Here is a 16,419-nt window from a genome sequence, read left to right as displayed (position 1 = left end):
CTCCTCCCGCTTCGAGTTAGGGAGGCCCTGGCAGGGTTTGACCAGGGCCTGCGGAATCAGGGTACTAGCTATTACCAGCCCATAAGCTCCTTAACAAGTTTCTCTTGATCTTTCAGGTACTTCACATACTGGTCGCCAGACATCGGATCCACAGTCAGCCCCAGTTTCGCCATCTTTTCAATATGCTCGCTGTTCATTATCGCTTTCTTAAAGGCGTTTTCCAATACATTGCGAACCTTTAGGTCAAGCCCGGCAGGAGCTGCAATACCCCGGCTTACCCCTCCCACGACGTTATAACCGAGTTCTTTGAAAGTTGGGACGTGAGAGGCAAGATCACTCCTTTTCTCGCTCATAACTCCAAGGATTTTGATCTTCCCTTCTTTTTCCAAACTAATCATCTCACCAAGATTTGCTACCAATAGATCTACATGGCCGCCTAAAACTTGGGCAATACCTTCAGATGTGCCATTGTTCTGAATAACCTTAAATGAACTTCCAATAGCCTTGCCAAAGGCCACGGCTGCTAGGTGGTCATCGCTACCAACGCCTGTAGATGTCGTTGTTAGTTCATCCGGGTGCATCTTTGCATAATCAACTACTTCTTTCAATGTTTTAAACCTGCCATTGGCTTTTACAGCCACAGCGCTAGGGTCTGTTACATGATTGATAATTGGTACGAAGCTTTCTAATGACTCCTTTCGGTTGAGTTTAGGGTCCAAGTATCCGGTAATAATAGTAGGAACGTTGATGTAGCCGAGAGTATAGCCATCTGGCTTCGCATGTGCGAGTTCTGTCCAGCCGACCCAGCCTCCCCCACCGGGCTTGTTAACAACGACTAACGGCTGCCCAAGTTCTTTTTCTACATAAGGCTGTAAGGTGCGGGCTCCTACATCTGTTCCTCCACCTGCTGCATACGATACAATAAGGGTGATTGGTTTATCCGGAAACTTTGTTTCTTGTTTCTCTGGAGCAGTTTCCCCCTTGAATCCTTGCCGACTATTACAGCCGACAGCTGCAATTGTAACAAGAGCCAACAGCAGTGACACCGCAAAGCTCTTCCTAGACATGTTCTTACCCCCTCGTAATATAGTTCTTGGACCGACCTCCAACAGCTTTACGGCGGACTAGGAGCTTGGAGCAGAAGAGCTGTTTCCCGTTCCTTCCCTAAAGCCCCAATAAGAAGAGGGTTTAGATCACCGCCGCCGGGGCTGTGGAGATGTGGGCAACGCGAGGCGGAGCCGAAGCGTTGTCCAAGCGCTCCTTCCAGCCTGGCCCGCATCCGTTTCGTAGAGAAGCAGATCAAGGCGGTGGACAAGCAAATCGAGCGGGAACTTACTGCGGTCAGCAATCCGCTTCTTTCGGTGCCCGGCCTGGGCCGTGTCTTTACCGCCGGGATCATCGCTGAGATTGGCGACATCTCCCGTTTCGCCACCGAGGCCGCTCTAGCCAAGTACGCCGGGCTGACCTGGCGTCGCAATCAGTCGAGTGAGTTTGAAGGTGAAGATCGCCCCCTTACCAAAACGGGCAACCATTATCTCCGGTACTACCTGGTGGAAGGTGCCAACAGCATGCGGGTGCACAATGCTGAGTACCAGGCGTACTACCAGAAGAAGTACCGGGAAGCCACGCGACACCACCACCGCCGGGCCGTGGTCCTCACAGCCCGGAAGCTCGTGCGGCTGGTTCATGCTTTGCTGCGCAAGAACCGACTCTACAAGCCGCGGAAAGGAAGATGATCTCTTAACTGGGTCACCGAAAACTTGATCGCTAATGCTTATTTTCCCAGTTAACTTATTCCTGGGGCTTAGTTAAATGTTGCCTTCTTGCCGCAACCGACCTTTCTCGAACATGTTTTCTGACATGTTGCCTCGTTACTAAATCGAACTTACTACTTCAGCAGCTTACCATCAGAAGCTTACCAACCGAACACTAGCCAAATTGGCCTCAGGCCTCTACTAAATGCCAACTCTAATCAAATCCCTAATTCGTAATTCCAACACTACGTCAATTACGACACCCCCACTTCAATTTATTTGGTACATAATGTCAGCCTTAAGATGTTCCGGCCTCCTCGCTCCATTATTGGCGTTGTCACGCTCGTCGTAGATTTTCGGGACGGGCGTTTTGGTGATTTTTAGGGTCCTTAGGCGACTGGATAGTTCTGTGAACAGTTTTCCTCCGCATCGCCTCCTCGGTATCCCTTGATGCGGTGAAAGCCCGGTTCAGCCTCCAGGTAGGCCGCCGCCATCCAGCGGAGGATGTGTTCCCTATGCCGCCATCTCTTCACGTTGCGGCAAGTCACCCGGACCTTGTCATTAGCACACTCAATGATGTCGGTGAGCTCAGGCTGACAAAGAGCTTTTCGGGGAGATGGAGGCAGACCGCTGGTCTGCTCGCCTTCAGGCAGGTGCTCCATTCCTGCGCCCCGGCGTTGATAAGCTGCCCGTACCGTCCTCGCCAGTCTGTCAATCCCCATCCATCCCTTGGCGATGGTTCTTTGTTGGTGCAGAGCACACTAAAGGGGAAAAGAGATCCTCCACCCGCCCGCCGAGAGCAGCTGCGATAGCCAAGGCAACTTTGAAAGAGGGAGGTCTTCCCGACTCGATATGGGCGTATGTCGAACGTTCAATGCCTACCAGTTCCGCAAGCTGTTTCTGCGTCAGCTTGGCTTCCTTTCGGGCCCGTCTTAGCTCGTAGCGCATGCGGTCCACTCCCGATGACTTGTGCTGCGCTAGCACAATTATATCGTGCTTTTTGCGCACTGTCAATGTTTTTTGTCGTATGTTGTTTTTATTTAGCACCTTCGTTGTAATACGGCACCCGGCACATTAACCTAGGGATGGAGGTGTGGCAAATGAGCACATTGGGGCAGCGGATCCGTGTGCTGCGGAAGGAAAAACGGTTGACCCAGGAAGAATTGGCCGATAATCTCAATGTCGCCCGTGGTACTCTGGCTAACTGGGAAGTGGATCGAACTAATCCAGATCCCCAAACGTTGCAGCGCCTGGCCGACTTCTTTGGGGTATCAACCGATTACTTGCTTTGCCGCACCAACGACCCTCACGGCACTTATGTGCCGCCTGGTACGCGCCCTGTCGGTTCGATGGTCCGAGTTCCTGTGCTTGGTATTATCCGGGCCGGCATGCCGATTTACGCCTGCGAACATGTCGAAAAGTACGAAGTCGTACCGGCAGCCGAGGTTGACGGAGCGGAATACTTTTTCCTTCGGGTGAGCACTGACAGTATGACCGGTGCCCGGATTTACCCTGGCGACCTGGCCTTGGTAAGAAAGCAGGACTGCATAAAGGACGGTGAAATCGTGGTGGTGATTGTGGACGGAGAGAATGCCACTTTAAGGCGCATCTACTTTCAGGGTGATACGCTTATTCTGCAGTCGGAAACAAAGAACTCGACTCAAAAACCCATGCTATTCCAAGGAGAAGATAGGAAGAACGTGCATATCATCGGCAAGGTGGTAAGGGTCACATTTGAGCCAAAATGAGAGTGCCTGGTACTTGGAAGCGGGCGGAAGAACGTAGAAGAGACCCCACCGCCCTCAGCCAGGACGAGGACCGTCAGAGGTCGGGCGGTTGACGGCGTCCTTATCACACGAAGTATAGTATACGGCTCTGGGGAAACGTTGAGCTTATTTGCTCTCGAAACCATTCTTCCACTTCCCTCATTGTGCCTGCAGGATATACGAACTTGCCGTAACCGAACTGCCCGTACTTGAACTGGCGCTCGCTTTCTTCCAGGGGCAACTCCGTGTCCGGATATACCTGTCGAATTACGCTCTTCGCCCGTGAGGTGAAGCGGTGCGTGATCAGTTCAAACGTGGGCGGGCCGGCAAGAGCGGCCTCCAGGTATTCCCTTGCTGTTCGCAGAAGGTTGAGGTAGTTGTCTTTCCAGCCGGGAAAGAGCAGGATGGGCGCAATCAGAAGGCCCAGGGGATATCCGGCCCGGGCTACTTTGCGGGCCGCCTCCATGCGCCTTTCCAGCCCGGGAACCCCTTTTTCAAAGTGGGAAAGCACGTAATCAGAGTTGATACTAAAACGAATCTCCGTCTTGCCCCGGTGATCCAAACCAAGCAAACCATCAACCGCGGTGAACTTGGTGACGAAACGAAAACCAGCACTTTCTAGTCGAGCGAAAAAAGCGATCGCTTCGGCCACGGAGCCGGTCCAGCCCTCCACCGCGACAGGATCGGAAGTGGCGGACCCCTCAAATATCGTCGTCTCCGGCCGCCTGGCCTCCGTGTAGCGTTGAGCTTGAGCTAAGATTTCCTCAGTGTTAACATACACCCGGACATACGGCCTATCTCCCAGATTGGTGGACAGGTAGCAGTACTCACACAAGCCCGGGCAACCCGACACCAGGGGGAGTTGGTAGTGAGCTGACGGCCTGCACGTTTGAAAGTCCCGCTGTGCCCAGACCCCAATCACCAGAGTCCTCTTAAGCGCCAGGAACTTGTCTTTGGCGCTCCGGTAACGAAGTGCCGGCACTTTGCGCTCGTAGACTTCGGTGGGAATCCCGCGCGAGCTCAGCTTTCTAACCAGGCGCTCTCCTTTTTCGTAGGCGAGGGCGGCTTTCTGAACGAACACCCGTTGAGGTACAAACTGTTCCACGTAGAAACCTCCTCAGGCAGCCAGCGCTATCAGCCCGTCAACGCTAGTATGATAAGGTTCCGCATTAGAGATGCGCCCGCTTAGGGCTTAACCACGGCAAGCACAGGCCGGGGGCTCAAAATATCCATGCCCGGCCTTCCAGGCAAAAAAAAATGGCCCGGGCAACGCCGGGCGGAAAGAGTATATGAAGAAGGGGGGTATAGGATAGCTTGGTTATAGGATAACAGGACATTGTTAAGATCGTATGACAAGATGATTACTGCCCGCTTAAAAAGCGCCGCGGATGAGCTCGGCTTTTGCTTCCCCGCCGGGGCCGAAGGTGACGGCCAGGACATCAAAGCGGCAGGGCCGCTCCAGGCCCCCGTGCGTAAGGAGGTAGTACTGGGCGAGGCGCCGCAGCCGGGCCTGCTTCAGAGGGGTCACTGCCTCCTGCGGGAGTCCAAAGCGGCCGCTACGCCGCGCTTTAACCTCCACAAAAACCAGCACGCCCCCGTCCTCGGCCACCACGTCGATCTCGCCCAGGCGGCAGCGGAAGTTGCGTTCCCGGATGCGGTACCCGCGCGCTGCCAGGTAACGCGCGGCAATATCCTCGCCCCGCGCTCCCAATAGCTTGTTATTCACCAAGCAAACCCTCCCGTAGCTCGCGGATGGGGCGAAAGCTGGTGCGGTGTAAGGGGCAGGGCCCGAGCCGCTGCAATGCGGCCAGGTGTGCGGGCGTTCCGTAGCCCTTGTGCTGGGCGAAGCCGTAGCCGGGATAAACCTTCTCCCACGCCTGCATGATGTGATCCCGGCGCACCTTGGCGACGATGGAGGCCGCTGCGATGCTGGCGCTCAAGGTGTCGCCCTTTACGATCGCCGTCTGGGGCAACTCCAGGGCCTCCAGCCGAACAGCGTCGAGGATAAGGTAATCCGGCCGCACGGCCAGGTTGGCCACGGCCAAGCACATGGCGTGCTTCGCGGCCGCCAGGATGTTGTGCTTTTCTATGTAGTACACGTCAGCCACGCCCACGCCCAGGGCCACGGCTTTCTTGCTGATCAAGCGGTAAAGTTGCTCGCGCCGTGCCGCCGTGAGCTGCTTGGAGTCGTTCACGCCGGGAAGGTCGGCCCCCGCCGGCAGGATCACCGCCGCCGCCACCACCGGTCCGGCCAATGGCCCGCGCCCGGCTTCATCTATGCCGGCCACGTAGCGGTAGCCCCGCCCCCAAAGGCGTTCTTCCCACACCCAGAGGGACGCCTCTTTTCTCAAGCCGGGCCACCTTCTTCACCCGGCGCCTCCAGCGTTATCCGGCCCAGCTTCCCCTGCTGGAAGTCCGCGAGCATAATGATCGCCGCCCTTTCCAGGTCCAGGCGGCCGCCGCTTACGTACAGGCCGCGCCGCCGCGCCACACACTCCAGCACCGCCGCCGGCTCGGCACCACCGGCGTCGTAAGCCGCCGCCATGCTTTCCGGTCGGAGCGCCTGGAGCTTACCAGCCAGCCACGCCGCCACCTCCTCCACCGGCAGCACTTCCGTGCGAATGGCGCCCACCGCCGCCAGCTTAAAGCCCACTTCTGCACCGGTCAACTTCGGCCAGAGCAGGCCCGGCGTGTCCAAAAGCTCTAGGTCTCCCGTCACCCGCACCCACTGCTCCCCGCGCGTAATCCCCGGGCGCGCCCCTACCCGGGCGCTGCGCCGCCCCACCAGCCGGTTGATGAGCGCCGACTTGCCCACATTAGGAATGCCCGCCACCAGGACCCGCACGGGGCCCACACGGCGCGGCGCCGGGCGTTGGGCTGCGTCCCTTATGTACTTTATCAGCTTCTTCCGCCCTTCCTTGAGGGCCGAAAAAGCCGCGGCGGCCGTACCCTGTGCCTTGAATGCCTCCAGCCAGGCACGGGTAAGTTCTGGGTCGGCGAGGTCGGACTTATTCAGCACCAAGAGGTGCCGCCTGCCTTTAGCCAGCGACCCCAGGTCCGGGTTGCGGCTGGCCGCCGGCACCCTGGCATCGGCCACCTCCAGCACCAGGTCGACGAGCGGCAGGCGTCCCGCCAACCGGCGCTTCGCCCTGGCCATGTGCCCGGGAAACCACTGAACCGGCACAGGCTCACCTCCCCGCGCCGCCGATCAAGCTTAGCCGTCCCAAAGGCCAATAGCGGAGGGCTGCCTTGCCGATGACGCTCTTTAAGGGCACCAAGCCCACCTCCGGATAACGACTATCCTGGCTGTTGTTGCGGTTGTCCCCTAAAACGAAGAGGCGCCCCTGGGGAATGCGGACCGGTCCGAACTGCCCATAGGTAGCTTCGCTAAGGTAGGGTTCTGCCAGGGGCTTGCCGTCTACCCAAACGCGCCCGTCCCTGATCTCCACCGTCTGGCCGGCCACGGCGATGACCCGTTTGATGTAATCGTCACGGGGGCGCACTGCCGGGTGAAATACGACAATATCGCCCGGTTTAGGCTGGGTGAACCGGTAGATGAACTTATTGATCAGCAGGCGTTCACCGCTGTGCAGGGTCGGCTCCATCGAGGGACCGGTAACAATGAAGGATTGTACCACGAAGGTTATGATAAAAAGTGCCAAAGCAAATGCCAGGAGGATGCTCTGAATATACTCCCACAGCACCTTGTGCATTTTTTCCACACCTTACCCCTCCCCAACCCGGTGCGGCCGCGGCCGGCCCACCGGCCCGCCTTGGACGCGCAGCGGGCCGGCATAACGAAAGCAGGGACTTTGCAGTCCCCCGCTTAGCTTCGCTTCTCCTTGATTCGCGCTGCTTTACCGCGCAGGTTGCGCAGGTAGTAAAGCTTCGCCCTGCGCACTTCGCCCTTGCGGACCACTTCGATCTTTTCGACCCGCCGCGAGTGGACCGGAAAAATACGCTCGACCCCCACGCCGTAAGAAACGCGCCGTACGGTGAATGTCTCCTGGGACCCTTTCCCCCGGCGACCGATGACCGTCCCCTCGAACACCTGAATGCGTTCGCGGTTGCCTTCGACTACCTTAACGTGCACACGAACAGTATCCCCAGGCCCGAAGTCCGGTATGTCCGTCCGCATCTGCTCTCGTTCCAGCGATTGTAAAAGGTCCATCCCTTCCGCCTCCTTTCTCTCCGCCTCGGCTCGGGCTTTGACCAGCCATACACCGCCGCTTCTGAGCATAGAACAAAGGTTATTATACCATGTCCGCCGGGCCAAAACAACTATTCCCGGCCGCGCTCCCGCTCCCGCTCGATTTCGGCAAGCAACCTCAGGTCCTCGTCGCTCAGCCTCGCCTGCGCCAGAAGATCAGGCCGCCGCTTGAGCGTGCGCGCCAGGGCCTCGCGCCGCCGCCACAGGCGAATATCTTCATGATTGCCGGAAAGCAGCACCGGCGGCACCCACCGTCCTTCCCACACCTCAGGCCGGGTGTACTGCGGGTACTCCAGGAGCCCGCTGCTGAAGGAGTCTTCGACCGCGCCCTCTTCCGCTCCTAAAGCTCCCGGGAGCAGACGAATCACCGCGTCGGCGATGAGGAGCGCCGGTATTTCGCCCCCGGTGAGCACAAAATCCCCCACGGAAATCTCGTCCGTCACCAGCGCTTCCCGCACGCGCTCATCCACGCCTTCATAATGGCCGCAGATGATGATGATGTGCTCTTCGCGCGCCAACTCCCAAGCCATGGCCTGCGTGAACAGCCGGCCCTGGGGACTCGTTAGGATCACCCGGGCCCCGCCGGTCGCAGCCAGCGCCCGCACCGCGCGGGCAATGGGCTCTACCTGGAGCACCATACCGTCGCCGCCCCCGAAGGGATAGTCATCGACAGCGCGGTGCTTGTCGGTACTCCAGTCCCGGATGTCGGCGACCCTAAGCTCAACCAGTCCCTTTTCCCGCGCCCGTTTGATGATGCTCTCGTCAAAGGGACCGGCGAACATGCGCGGGAAGAGCGTAAGAATATCCAGGCGCACATCTTTCCCTCCTTCAGCGCAGCCCGGGCAGGAGTTCCACCTCGATGCGCTGCCCCGGAAGGTCGATCTTCTTAACCACCTCATGCGTGGCGGGAAGAAGAAGCTCACGGCCGGTTTCATCTTCCACCACGTAAACGTCGTTGCTGGGAAGATCTATAATCCGGCTCACCCGCCCCAGGTATTCGCCGGCGGTGCTGTAGACCGGCAGGCCTACCACTTGGAAGTAGTAGTAGTGGCCGGGCGGCAGCTCCACCGCTTCCCCTTTGGGGACCGCCACTTCCCAGCCCTTCAGCGCCTGGGCGGCCTCGCGGGTGTCGATGGTCCCCAGCTTCAGGATAGCCCTCCCGCCGGCCAGGCGGGCCCTCTCCACCCCGTACGGTCCCTGGACGTTTTGCGCCGCCAGGAGATAGACCTCCTTCAAGCGCCGCACGCGTTCCGGGAAATCCGTGAGCAGGGCCAGGTTCAGCTCCCCCCGGACGCCGTGCGCCGACGTCACCTGACCGACGGTCACGAGGTCCCTCCTATTCATGGCGCAGCTCCACGACTTTGCCATTTTGGGTCACGATCTCAGCCCCCAAAAGGCGGGCGATGCTATCGCCGGTCTTGATCTCCACCCAACCCTCCAGCACTCCCTGGACGATCTCACTGCCGATCTCCCAGCCCTTGACCTCTTCCATCTTTTGGCGCAGGCGTGCGCGCATTTCCAGGCGTTTCTCCTTTTCCTGCTCCACCTGTTGTTTCGCCGCCAGCACCTGCTGGTGACCTTGTTTTTCGGCCTCGATCAAGAGCCGCTTCCCCTGGAATTCGATCTGTTGCAGCTCCAGTTCCGCCCGTTGCAAGGCAGTCTTAAGATCCAGAAGCATTTCCTGCTGGAATTCGGGGGTAACCACTGCCTTCAAGGTAATCGTCCGCTTGACCAACATCGTTCGCACCCCGCTTCGATCCCACGGGCCTGTGCGGCCCCAGCCAGGACACCTTAAGCCCTCAGGAGTGCTCAACAATCTCCACCATCACCCGGCGCCCGTCGCGGGCCGCCGCCGCCCGGATTACCGTGCGGATGGCTTTAGCGATGCGCCCCTGCTTGCCGATTACCTTGCCCATATCGTCCGGGGCCACTTTCAGCTCCAGGATTACCGAGGTTTCTCCCTGCACCTCATTCACCTGGACGGCATCAGGGTTATTCACCAGCGCCCTGGCGACAACCTCGAGAAGTTCCCGCATCAGGTCAACCCCCTTTAGCTCCGGGTAACCCCCTGGCTCTTTTGTTTCTGTGCGGCGAATTTCTCCCATACCCCGGTCTTTTTTAAAAGCTTAAGCGCTGTGTCCGAAGGCTGGGCGCCGCGCGCGAGCCAGTTCAGGGCCTTCTCCTCGTCCACCTTAACCACCGCCGGCTCACGGGTGGGGTTGTAATAGCCAATGCTCTCCACAAACCTGCCATCGCGAGGCATGCGGGAATCGGCCACCACCAGGCGGTAGAAGGGAGCTTTCTTAGCGCCCATGCGGCGCAGGCGAATTTTTACAGCCAAAGCGTTCACCTCCTTTCGCTGCCCTGCCCTCAGCGGGCAAACGGGCCCAGCGTTAAACTTGTTTTCCCCTTTTTACCCAAGCGGCCAAACTGCTTGAGGACTTTTTTCATGTCGTTAAACTGTTTGAGGAGGCGGTTCACATCCTGGATGGTGGTGCCGCTGCCCCGGGCGATACGCCGCCGGCGGCTGCCATCGATTATTTCCGGATGCACCCGTTCTTCGACCGTCATGGAACTGATGATGGCTTCCACGCGGGTAAGCTCCTTTTCATCCACCTCAATACCCGGTACCTTTTTCACCTGCGACCAACCCGGGAGGTGGGCTAAGAGCTGGTCCAGCGGCCCCAGCTTACGCACTTCCTTCAACTGCGTCCGGAAGTCCTCCAGCGTAAACTCTTCCCGCCGGAGCTTTTGCTCCAGTTTTTTCGCCGTCTCTTCGTTTAACGTCTCCTGCGCCTTTTCGATGAGGCTGAGGACGTCGCCCATCCCGAGGATCCGTGACGCCAGGCGCTCCGGGTGAAAAACTTCCAGCCCGTCGATTCCTTCGCCGGTGCCGGCGAACTTAATGGGTACGCCCGTAACCGCCCGCACCGACAAGGCGGCGCCGCCGCGGGCATCCCCATCGAGTTTCGTCAGGATAACCCCATCCAGCCCCAGCTTTTCTTGGAACGCCCCCGCAGCCGTAACGGCATCCTGGCCGGTCATGGCGTCCACCACCAGAAGCGTTTCCTGCGGCTTTACCTCCGCCTTCAGCCGCTCCAGTTCGGCCATCATCTCGTCGTCGATGTGCAGCCGGCCGGCCGTGTCAATGAGGACCACGTCAAAGCCCTCGCGCCGCGCTTTTTCCACCGCCGCGCGGGCGATCAGCACCGGGTCGCGCTCGCCTTGGCTGAACACCGGGACCTTGAGCTTAGCCCCCAGGACCTCCAGTTGTTTGACGGCCGCGGGGCGGTAGACGTCCGCCGCCACCAGAAGGGGTCGCTTACCCTGCTTCACCAGGAGGTGGGCCAGCTTGGCCGCCGTGGTGGTTTTACCGGCACCCTGCAGGCCCACCAGCGCGAAGACGCTGGGCGGCTCGGCCGCGAAGGTCAGGCGGCTGGCTCCCCCACCGAGGAGGGCCGTCAGCTGTTCATGGACCACCTTAACCACCTGCTGAGCCGGGGTAAGGCTGGCCAGAACCTCCTGGCCCACCGCCGCCTGGCGCACCTTTTCAATAAAATCCTTGACCACCCGGAAGTTGACGTCCGCCTCCAGCAGGGCCAGGCGCACCTCTCGGAGCGCCTCTTTAACGTCGTTTTCGGTCAGGCGGCCTTTGCTCCCCAGTTTGCGCAGCGCTCCCTGAATCCTTTCCGCCAGGTTCTCCAGCACTTTAATCCACCTCCCGGCCCATGGCCTCGAGTAGGGCCGTCATTTCCTGCACCAATGCCTCCTGCGGCGGGGTCAAACCTCGCTCCCTGAGCTCCTCGAGCAGCGCGCGCAGCCTTGCATAGCGCCGCTTTTGCCTTTGGTACTGCCTGAGCAGCCCCAGTTTCGCCTCCAAGGCCTCCAGAGCCGCCTCCGAACGGTGCAGGATGTCGTGCACCGCCTGGCGGCTGATTTGGAACTCAGCCGCTATCTCGCCCAAGGAAAGATCCTCGCCGAAATACAGTTCGATAAAGCGCTGTTGCCGTTCGGTGAGCAGCGGGCCGTAAAAGTCGTACAGCAGACTGGTGCGCACGCGAGCATCCATTCTACCCGCCCCTGTTAAGCACCTTTACTTTACACCTACAGAAGACATTCTAAAAGAAAGGGCGGCCCCTGTCAAGCCTCAGCTTCCGGGGAAGCCTCCCCGAGGAGGGCCGCCACAAAGGCCGCCGGCTGAAAGTCCGCCAGGTCGTCCATTCCCTCGCCGACCCCGATCAGCTTAATGGGCAGCCCCAGGTCGCGCTGCACCGCCACTGCGATGCCGCCTTTGGCCGTCCCGTCCAGCTTGGCTAAGATGACACCGGTGAGCGGCACCGTCTCCCGGAAGAGCCGGGCCTGGCTGAGGGCATTCTGGCCGGTGGTGGCGTCGAGGACCAGAAGCACCTCCTGGGGCAGGTCGGGACGCACGCGGTTTAAGACCCGGTGGATTTTGCCCAGTTCCGCCATAAGGTTCTTCTTGGTCTGCAGCCGGCCGGCGGTATCGACGATCAAAACGTCGGCCCGGCGCGCCAGCGCCGCCTGCAGGGCGTCGTACGCCACCGCCGCCGGGTCGGAACCCTCCTGGTGCTGGATGAGTTCCGCGCCGGTGCGCTGCGCCCAGACCGCCAGCTGGTCCGCCGCCGCCGCCCGGAAGGTGTCGCAGGCGGCCAGGATGACCTTTTTGCCCTCGCGCCGGTAGCGGGCGGCCAGTTTGGCAATGCTGGTCGTTTTCCCGGCGCCGTTCACCCCCACCACCAGTATGGTGAGCGGCGGTTCTACGGCGGCGGCCAGGGGGGTGTGCCCCTCGGCCAGCAGTTCCTCCAGCCGCTTCGCCAGGGCTGCCCGGAGGCCCGCCGCCGAGCCCACCCGTTCGCGGCGGACGGCCGCCAAAAGGTCCTCGGCCACGGTCACCCCCACGTCGGAACCGAGCAGAATCTCCTCCAGCTCTGTCAGCGTTTCCTCCTTAACCTTTCCCCCCAGGGGCACGATCTCCTGTAAGCGTTCTGTCAGTGCGGTCCGGGTCTTCGCGAGCCCGGCGCTCAAACGGCTCCAAAATCCCGCCAACTCCGTTCCTCCTTACCTAAACTGCTTCCTCCAACCGGATCGACACCAGGCGCGAAACCCCGCTGGCCCCCATGGCCAGGCCGTAAAGCGACTTGGCCCGGAGCATGGCCTGCTTGCGGTGGGTGATCATGATGAACTGCGTGCTCACGGCCAGCTCCTCCAGGTACGACAGAAAGCGGGCGGCATTGGCCTCATCCAGGGCGGCGTCAATCTCATCCAGGACGCAGAGGCTGGATGTGCGCGCCGTGAGCAGAGCAAAAAGGAAAGCAATGCCGGTGAGCGCGCGCTCCCCGCCGGACAAAAGGCTGAGCGGCTGCATTTTTTTGCCCGGCAGCTGGGCAAATATCTCCAGACCTGCCGTCAAAGGGTCTTCGCTGCCCGTGAGCACCAGATCTGCCCGCCCGCCGCCGAAGAGCCGCTGGAAAACCTCCTGGAAGTTTACCCGCAGCTCTCCGTAAGTATCCTCCAGGCGGCGCGCCACCGTGCGGTCGATCTCGCGCATCATCTTCTCCAGTGAGTCCCGCGCCGCCATGAGGTCCCCTGCCTGTTCCGCCAGGAAGCTGCAGCGCTCCTCAAGTTCCGCCAGCATCTGCGGCGCCTTAAGGTTAACCTCGCCCAAGGCGGCGAGCTCGGCCTTAAGCTCCGCCACCCGGGCCCGGGCTTCCTCTACGCTGAGCTCCAGCGCCGGAAGCGGAGCGCCCTGAGGAACACCATGGGTCTCAAAGAGCCGCCGCTCGGCCGCAGCGTGTTCTGCCGCCAAGCGCTCCAGGGTCACTTCCTCTTCGTGCACTGTCTGGCGCAAGGCATCCTCCTGCCGGCGCAGAGCGCGGCCCGCCTTTTCCTCCTCCTCCAGCGCCCGCCTGAGGTCCCCCACCCGCGCCGCCAGCTTATCCAGTTTGGCACGCAGCGCCGCCCAGGCGGCCTGGTGGACCGCCTGCTCCTTCTCCAGCTGCCGCCGCTGGCCGGCGGCCGCCCGGTCAAGCTCCTGCATTTCCCGGACGCGGGTTTCCTGTTCCGCCAGCTCGCGCTCCAGGCGAAGCAGCGCCTCTTCCCGTTCCTTTTCCCGCAGCGCCAGGTTCCGCGCCTTCTCTTCCAGCGCCGCCAGGTCAAGGCGCATCCGGGTGACCTTCTCCTGGGCCGCAGCCGCCGCAGCCCTAAGCCCGGCCTCCCTGTTTTCCAGGCTGTGCGTCTCCTCTTCCCAGCGCTCGATCGCAGCTGCCAGCTGGGCCCGTTCGTCCTCGGCCCGGGCGCGCTCGCCGGCCAGTTCCCTCAAGCTCTCCGCCAGAGCCGCCGCCTCCTCCTCCCAGGTGGAGCGGGCGTGCCCAAGCTCAGCGAGCTGGGCCTCGTACTGGGCCAGGGCACGGGCGCCGGCGCTGTGCGCCTGCTCCAGCTCCCGCAGCTCCTGCTCCAGGCGGCCCAGGGCCTCCCGGAGCTCGGCGGTACGCTTCTTCGCCTGTTCAGTCCGCGCTTCAGCCGCGGCGAATCTCTCCCCGGCCGCCTCAACTGCCTTCTCCAGTTCGCGCACCCGCCGGGCGCGCGTAAAAAGCGAGCGTTGCTCCCGCCGGCGGCTGCCGCCGCTCATGCTGCCTCCCGGGCTGAGAACATCGCCCTCCACCGTGACGATCTTCAGGCGGTAACCGGCCGCCCGCGCCACCGTCCGGGCGGCGGCCAGGGTCTGCGCCACCAACACCCGGCCGAGCAGGTGTTCCACCGCCGCCCGGTGCCGGGGCGCAAAGTCCACCAGCTCCGCCGCCCACCCCAGCACATCCGGGTGCTGGCCGAGCTTCCTTTCCTCCGGCCGGGGAGAAAAGGGACGGACGGTGTTGAGGGGCAAAAAGGTGGCCCGGCCCAGCCCTTTTTCTTTGAGCCAGGCAATGGCCGCCGCCGCTTCCTCATCTGTCTCCGCCACCAAGTACTCCTGAGCACCGCCCAAGGCCGCTTCCAGAGCCAGTTCGAGCCCCGCCGGCACCTCCAGGAGGTCCGCCACGGCCCCGTGAATGCCCGGAAGCTTCGCCTTGAGCACGGCGCGCGGCCCCTGGCTGTAACCATCGTGGTTTTGCAGCAGGTTCTTCTGGGTGGTGAGCTCCGCCCGGGCCCGCTCCAGCTCCCGCCAGGCGTCCTGGCTTTGCCGCCGCTCCTCCTCCAAAACCCCCTGCAGGCGCTCCAGCTCTTTTTCCAGCGCCGCCCGCTCCTCCTGGCGCGCAGCCAGGTCTTTTTTGCGAGCCGCCAGGCGCGTGTTTTCTTTATCCCGGGCCGCCGCGAGCTCCTCCGCCCGTGCCTCCGCAGCCTTACCCGTGGCCAGGACGCGCTCCCGCCGCTCCTTGAGCTTCTTTTCCTCGTGGTCCAGGGCCTGGAGCGCGTTGGCTTTGGCTGCCCGTTCGCTGAGCAGGGCGATGGTTCGTTCCCGGCGCTCCCGAAGAGCTTGGCCGGTTGCGCTCAGTTCCGCCTCCGCCCGGCGCGCCGCATCCTCCAGCGCGGCCAGGGCGGCCTGCCTCTCTTCCAGGGCCTGTTGCACGGCCGCCTGTTCGTCCTTCTCCTGGGCCATGAGCCGGCCCAGCTCCTGCCGTTCCCGGGCAATCTCCTCCCGGCGCCGTGCCAGCGCTTCCACCCGGGCCGCCCGTTCCCGCCCCGCCGCTGTAAGCTCTGTTCTGCTCCGCTCAATCGCCGCCAGCTTTTCCTCCAGCCGGTGCAGCGCGCACCCCTGCTCCTGCCAGGCGGCCTCCTTCCCGGCGAGCTCCAGTTTTTCCTTCTCCAGGCGCGCCTCCAGCTGCGAGCGCCTTCCGGCGAGCGTCGCCAGCCGCAGGCGGTCTGCCTCGGCCTGGGCCCGGGCTGCATCGAGCCGTGCCGCCAGTTCCTTGATCTCGGTTAGTCCGAGAAAAACCTCCAGGTCTTTCAGCCGCCGGCTCTTTTCCAGACAGCGCTCGGCGCGGCGGGCCTCCTCCTCCAGGGGGCCGCGCTGGCGCTCGAGTTCCGCCTGCACATCGTTCAAGCGGACCAGGTCCTGGTCAATCTCTGCCAGCTTCGCCGCCGCCTCTTTCTTGCGCTGCCGGTACTTCCATACGCCGGCGGCCTGTTCCAGGAACACCCGCCGCTCTTCCGGTTTGAGGTTCAAAACTTCATCGACGCGGCCCTGGCCGATAAAGGAGTACCCTTCCCGCCCCAGGCCGGTATCCCAGAAAAGCTCCTGGATATCTTTCAGCCGGCAGGCAACCCCGTTCAGCAGAAACTCGCTGTTGCCCGAGCGGTAGGCCCGGCGGGTAACGCTCACCTCCGAATAGGGAACGGGAAGCCTGCCGTCGGCGTTGGCAAAAACCAGGGTCACCTCGGCCAGGCCGTGCGCCCGCCGGTGATCCGACCCGCTGAAAATAATGTCCTCCAGGCGTTCGCCGCGCAGCGCGTGCAGGCTTTGTTCGCCCAGCGCCCAGCGGATGGCGTCCACGATGTTGCTCTTGCCGCTCCCGTTGGGGCCTACGATGGCGGCTATGCCCGGCTCAAAGGTAAGCTCCAGGCGTTCGGCAAAGGACTTAAAGCCCTGTATCACCAACCGTTCGAGGTACATCCAGCCCCTCCTCCCCACTCTTTCCATTTTATCACAGGCCGTCGGTCCCGCCTAGCCCCACAA

At 61.6% G+C, this 16,419-nt stretch carries 19 protein-coding genes; 2 read left to right on the top strand and 17 right to left on the bottom strand.

What is annotated here, in order from left to right; all coding sequences use genetic code 11:
• Positions 1-71: 71 nt before the first annotated feature.
• Positions 72-1,067 (bottom strand): tripartite tricarboxylate transporter substrate binding protein, encoded by a 996-nt coding sequence (locus K5554_RS07965; protein ID WP_221037981.1) that lies wholly within the window; start codon positions 1,065-1,067, stop codon positions 72-74.
• Positions 1,068-1,175: 108 nt separating this feature from the next.
• Here K5554_RS07965 and K5554_RS07960 point away from each other — a divergent pair, with 108 nt between their 5' ends.
• The gene (locus tag K5554_RS07960; RefSeq protein ID WP_221040555.1) at positions 1,176-1,736 is read left to right on the top strand and encodes an IS110 family transposase; all 561 of its coding nucleotides are present in this window, start codon (positions 1,176-1,178) and stop codon (positions 1,734-1,736) included.
• Between the two features lie 729 nt (positions 1,737-2,465).
• Here K5554_RS07960 and K5554_RS07955 read toward each other — a convergent pair.
• Entirely contained in the window at positions 2,466-2,702 is a 237-nt protein-coding gene (locus tag K5554_RS07955) for a helix-turn-helix transcriptional regulator (protein ID WP_221037980.1), read from the bottom strand.
• Positions 2,703-2,854: 152 nt separating this feature from the next.
• Here K5554_RS07955 and K5554_RS07950 point away from each other — a divergent pair, with 152 nt between their 5' ends.
• Positions 2,855-3,502: a LexA family transcriptional regulator gene (locus K5554_RS07950; RefSeq protein WP_221037979.1), complete on the top strand. Its 648-nt coding sequence runs from the start codon at positions 2,855-2,857 to the stop codon at positions 3,500-3,502.
• A gap of 103 nt (positions 3,503-3,605) precedes the next feature.
• Here K5554_RS07950 and splB read toward each other — a convergent pair whose 3' ends face one another.
• The 15 genes from splB to smc all read right to left on the bottom strand — a co-directional run bounded on the left by splB (position 3,606) and on the right by smc (position 16,356).
• Positions 3,606-4,625 (bottom strand): spore photoproduct lyase, encoded by a 1,020-nt coding sequence (gene splB, locus K5554_RS07945; protein WP_221037978.1) that lies wholly within the window; start codon positions 4,623-4,625, stop codon positions 3,606-3,608.
• Positions 4,626-4,892: 267 nt separating this feature from the next.
• Positions 4,893-5,249, bottom strand: a complete 357-nt coding sequence (locus K5554_RS07940; RefSeq protein WP_221037977.1) for a YraN family protein — start codon at positions 5,247-5,249, stop codon at positions 4,893-4,895.
• Positions 5,239-5,871 carry a ribonuclease HII gene (locus K5554_RS07935; protein WP_221037976.1) on the bottom strand — a complete coding sequence of 211 codons (633 nt, stop codon included), beginning with the start codon at positions 5,869-5,871 and terminating at the stop codon, positions 5,239-5,241. Before K5554_RS07935 ends, K5554_RS07940 begins: the two co-directional genes overlap by 11 nt.
• A complete protein-coding gene (ylqF, locus tag K5554_RS07930) occupies positions 5,868-6,704 on the bottom strand; it encodes a ribosome biogenesis GTPase YlqF (RefSeq protein WP_221037975.1) in 837 nt (278 codons plus the stop codon). The genes K5554_RS07935 and ylqF overlap by 4 nt, the downstream gene beginning before the upstream one ends.
• 4 nt (positions 6,705-6,708) lie before the next feature.
• Positions 6,709-7,233: a signal peptidase I gene (gene lepB / locus K5554_RS07925; RefSeq protein WP_255565600.1), complete on the bottom strand. Its 525-nt coding sequence runs from the start codon at positions 7,231-7,233 to the stop codon at positions 6,709-6,711.
• Positions 7,234-7,346: 113 nt separating this feature from the next.
• Positions 7,347-7,691: a 50S ribosomal protein L19 gene (gene rplS, locus K5554_RS07920; protein WP_221037973.1), complete on the bottom strand. Its 345-nt coding sequence runs from the start codon at positions 7,689-7,691 to the stop codon at positions 7,347-7,349.
• 110 nt (positions 7,692-7,801) lie between these two features.
• Positions 7,802-8,545, bottom strand: coding sequence for a tRNA (guanosine(37)-N1)-methyltransferase TrmD (gene trmD / locus K5554_RS07915; protein ID WP_221037972.1), 744 nt, complete (start codon positions 8,543-8,545; stop codon positions 7,802-7,804).
• Between the two features lie 13 nt (positions 8,546-8,558).
• Positions 8,559-9,056: a ribosome maturation factor RimM gene (gene rimM / locus K5554_RS07910; RefSeq protein ID WP_221037971.1), complete on the bottom strand. Its 498-nt coding sequence runs from the start codon at positions 9,054-9,056 to the stop codon at positions 8,559-8,561.
• Between the two features lie 10 nt (positions 9,057-9,066).
• Positions 9,067-9,468, bottom strand: a complete 402-nt coding sequence (locus K5554_RS07905; RefSeq protein ID WP_221037970.1) for a YlqD family protein — start codon at positions 9,466-9,468, stop codon at positions 9,067-9,069.
• A gap of 61 nt (positions 9,469-9,529) precedes the next feature.
• Positions 9,530-9,766, bottom strand: a complete 237-nt coding sequence (locus K5554_RS07900; RefSeq protein ID WP_221037969.1) for a KH domain-containing protein — start codon at positions 9,764-9,766, stop codon at positions 9,530-9,532.
• A gap of 14 nt (positions 9,767-9,780) precedes the next feature.
• Positions 9,781-10,071, bottom strand: a complete 291-nt coding sequence (gene rpsP, locus K5554_RS07895; RefSeq protein ID WP_221037968.1) for a 30S ribosomal protein S16 — start codon at positions 10,069-10,071, stop codon at positions 9,781-9,783.
• A 29-nt stretch (positions 10,072-10,100) separates the two neighbouring features.
• Positions 10,101-11,444, bottom strand: coding sequence for a signal recognition particle protein (ffh, locus tag K5554_RS07890; RefSeq protein ID WP_370636976.1), 1,344 nt, complete (start codon positions 11,442-11,444; stop codon positions 10,101-10,103).
• Positions 11,440-11,799 carry a YlxM family DNA-binding protein gene (gene ylxM / locus K5554_RS07885; RefSeq protein ID WP_221037966.1) on the bottom strand — a complete coding sequence of 120 codons (360 nt, stop codon included), beginning with the start codon at positions 11,797-11,799 and terminating at the stop codon, positions 11,440-11,442. Before ylxM ends, ffh begins: the two co-directional genes overlap by 5 nt.
• A gap of 71 nt (positions 11,800-11,870) precedes the next feature.
• Positions 11,871-12,797 carry a signal recognition particle-docking protein FtsY gene (ftsY, locus tag K5554_RS07880; protein WP_221037965.1) on the bottom strand — a complete coding sequence of 309 codons (927 nt, stop codon included), beginning with the start codon at positions 12,795-12,797 and terminating at the stop codon, positions 11,871-11,873.
• Between the two features lie 16 nt (positions 12,798-12,813).
• Positions 12,814-16,356, bottom strand: a complete 3,543-nt coding sequence (smc, locus tag K5554_RS07875; protein ID WP_221037964.1) for a chromosome segregation protein SMC — start codon at positions 16,354-16,356, stop codon at positions 12,814-12,816.
• Between the last annotated feature and the right edge of the window lie 63 nt (positions 16,357-16,419).

Origin of the sequence: Gelria sp. Kuro-4, from assembly GCF_019668485.1 — a bacterium.
Taxonomy (GTDB): domain Bacteria; phylum Bacillota; class DTU030; order DUMP01; family DUMP01; genus DUMP01.
Note: the sequence above shows the minus strand (reverse complement) of the source record. Positions and strands in the feature narration are given on the sequence as shown.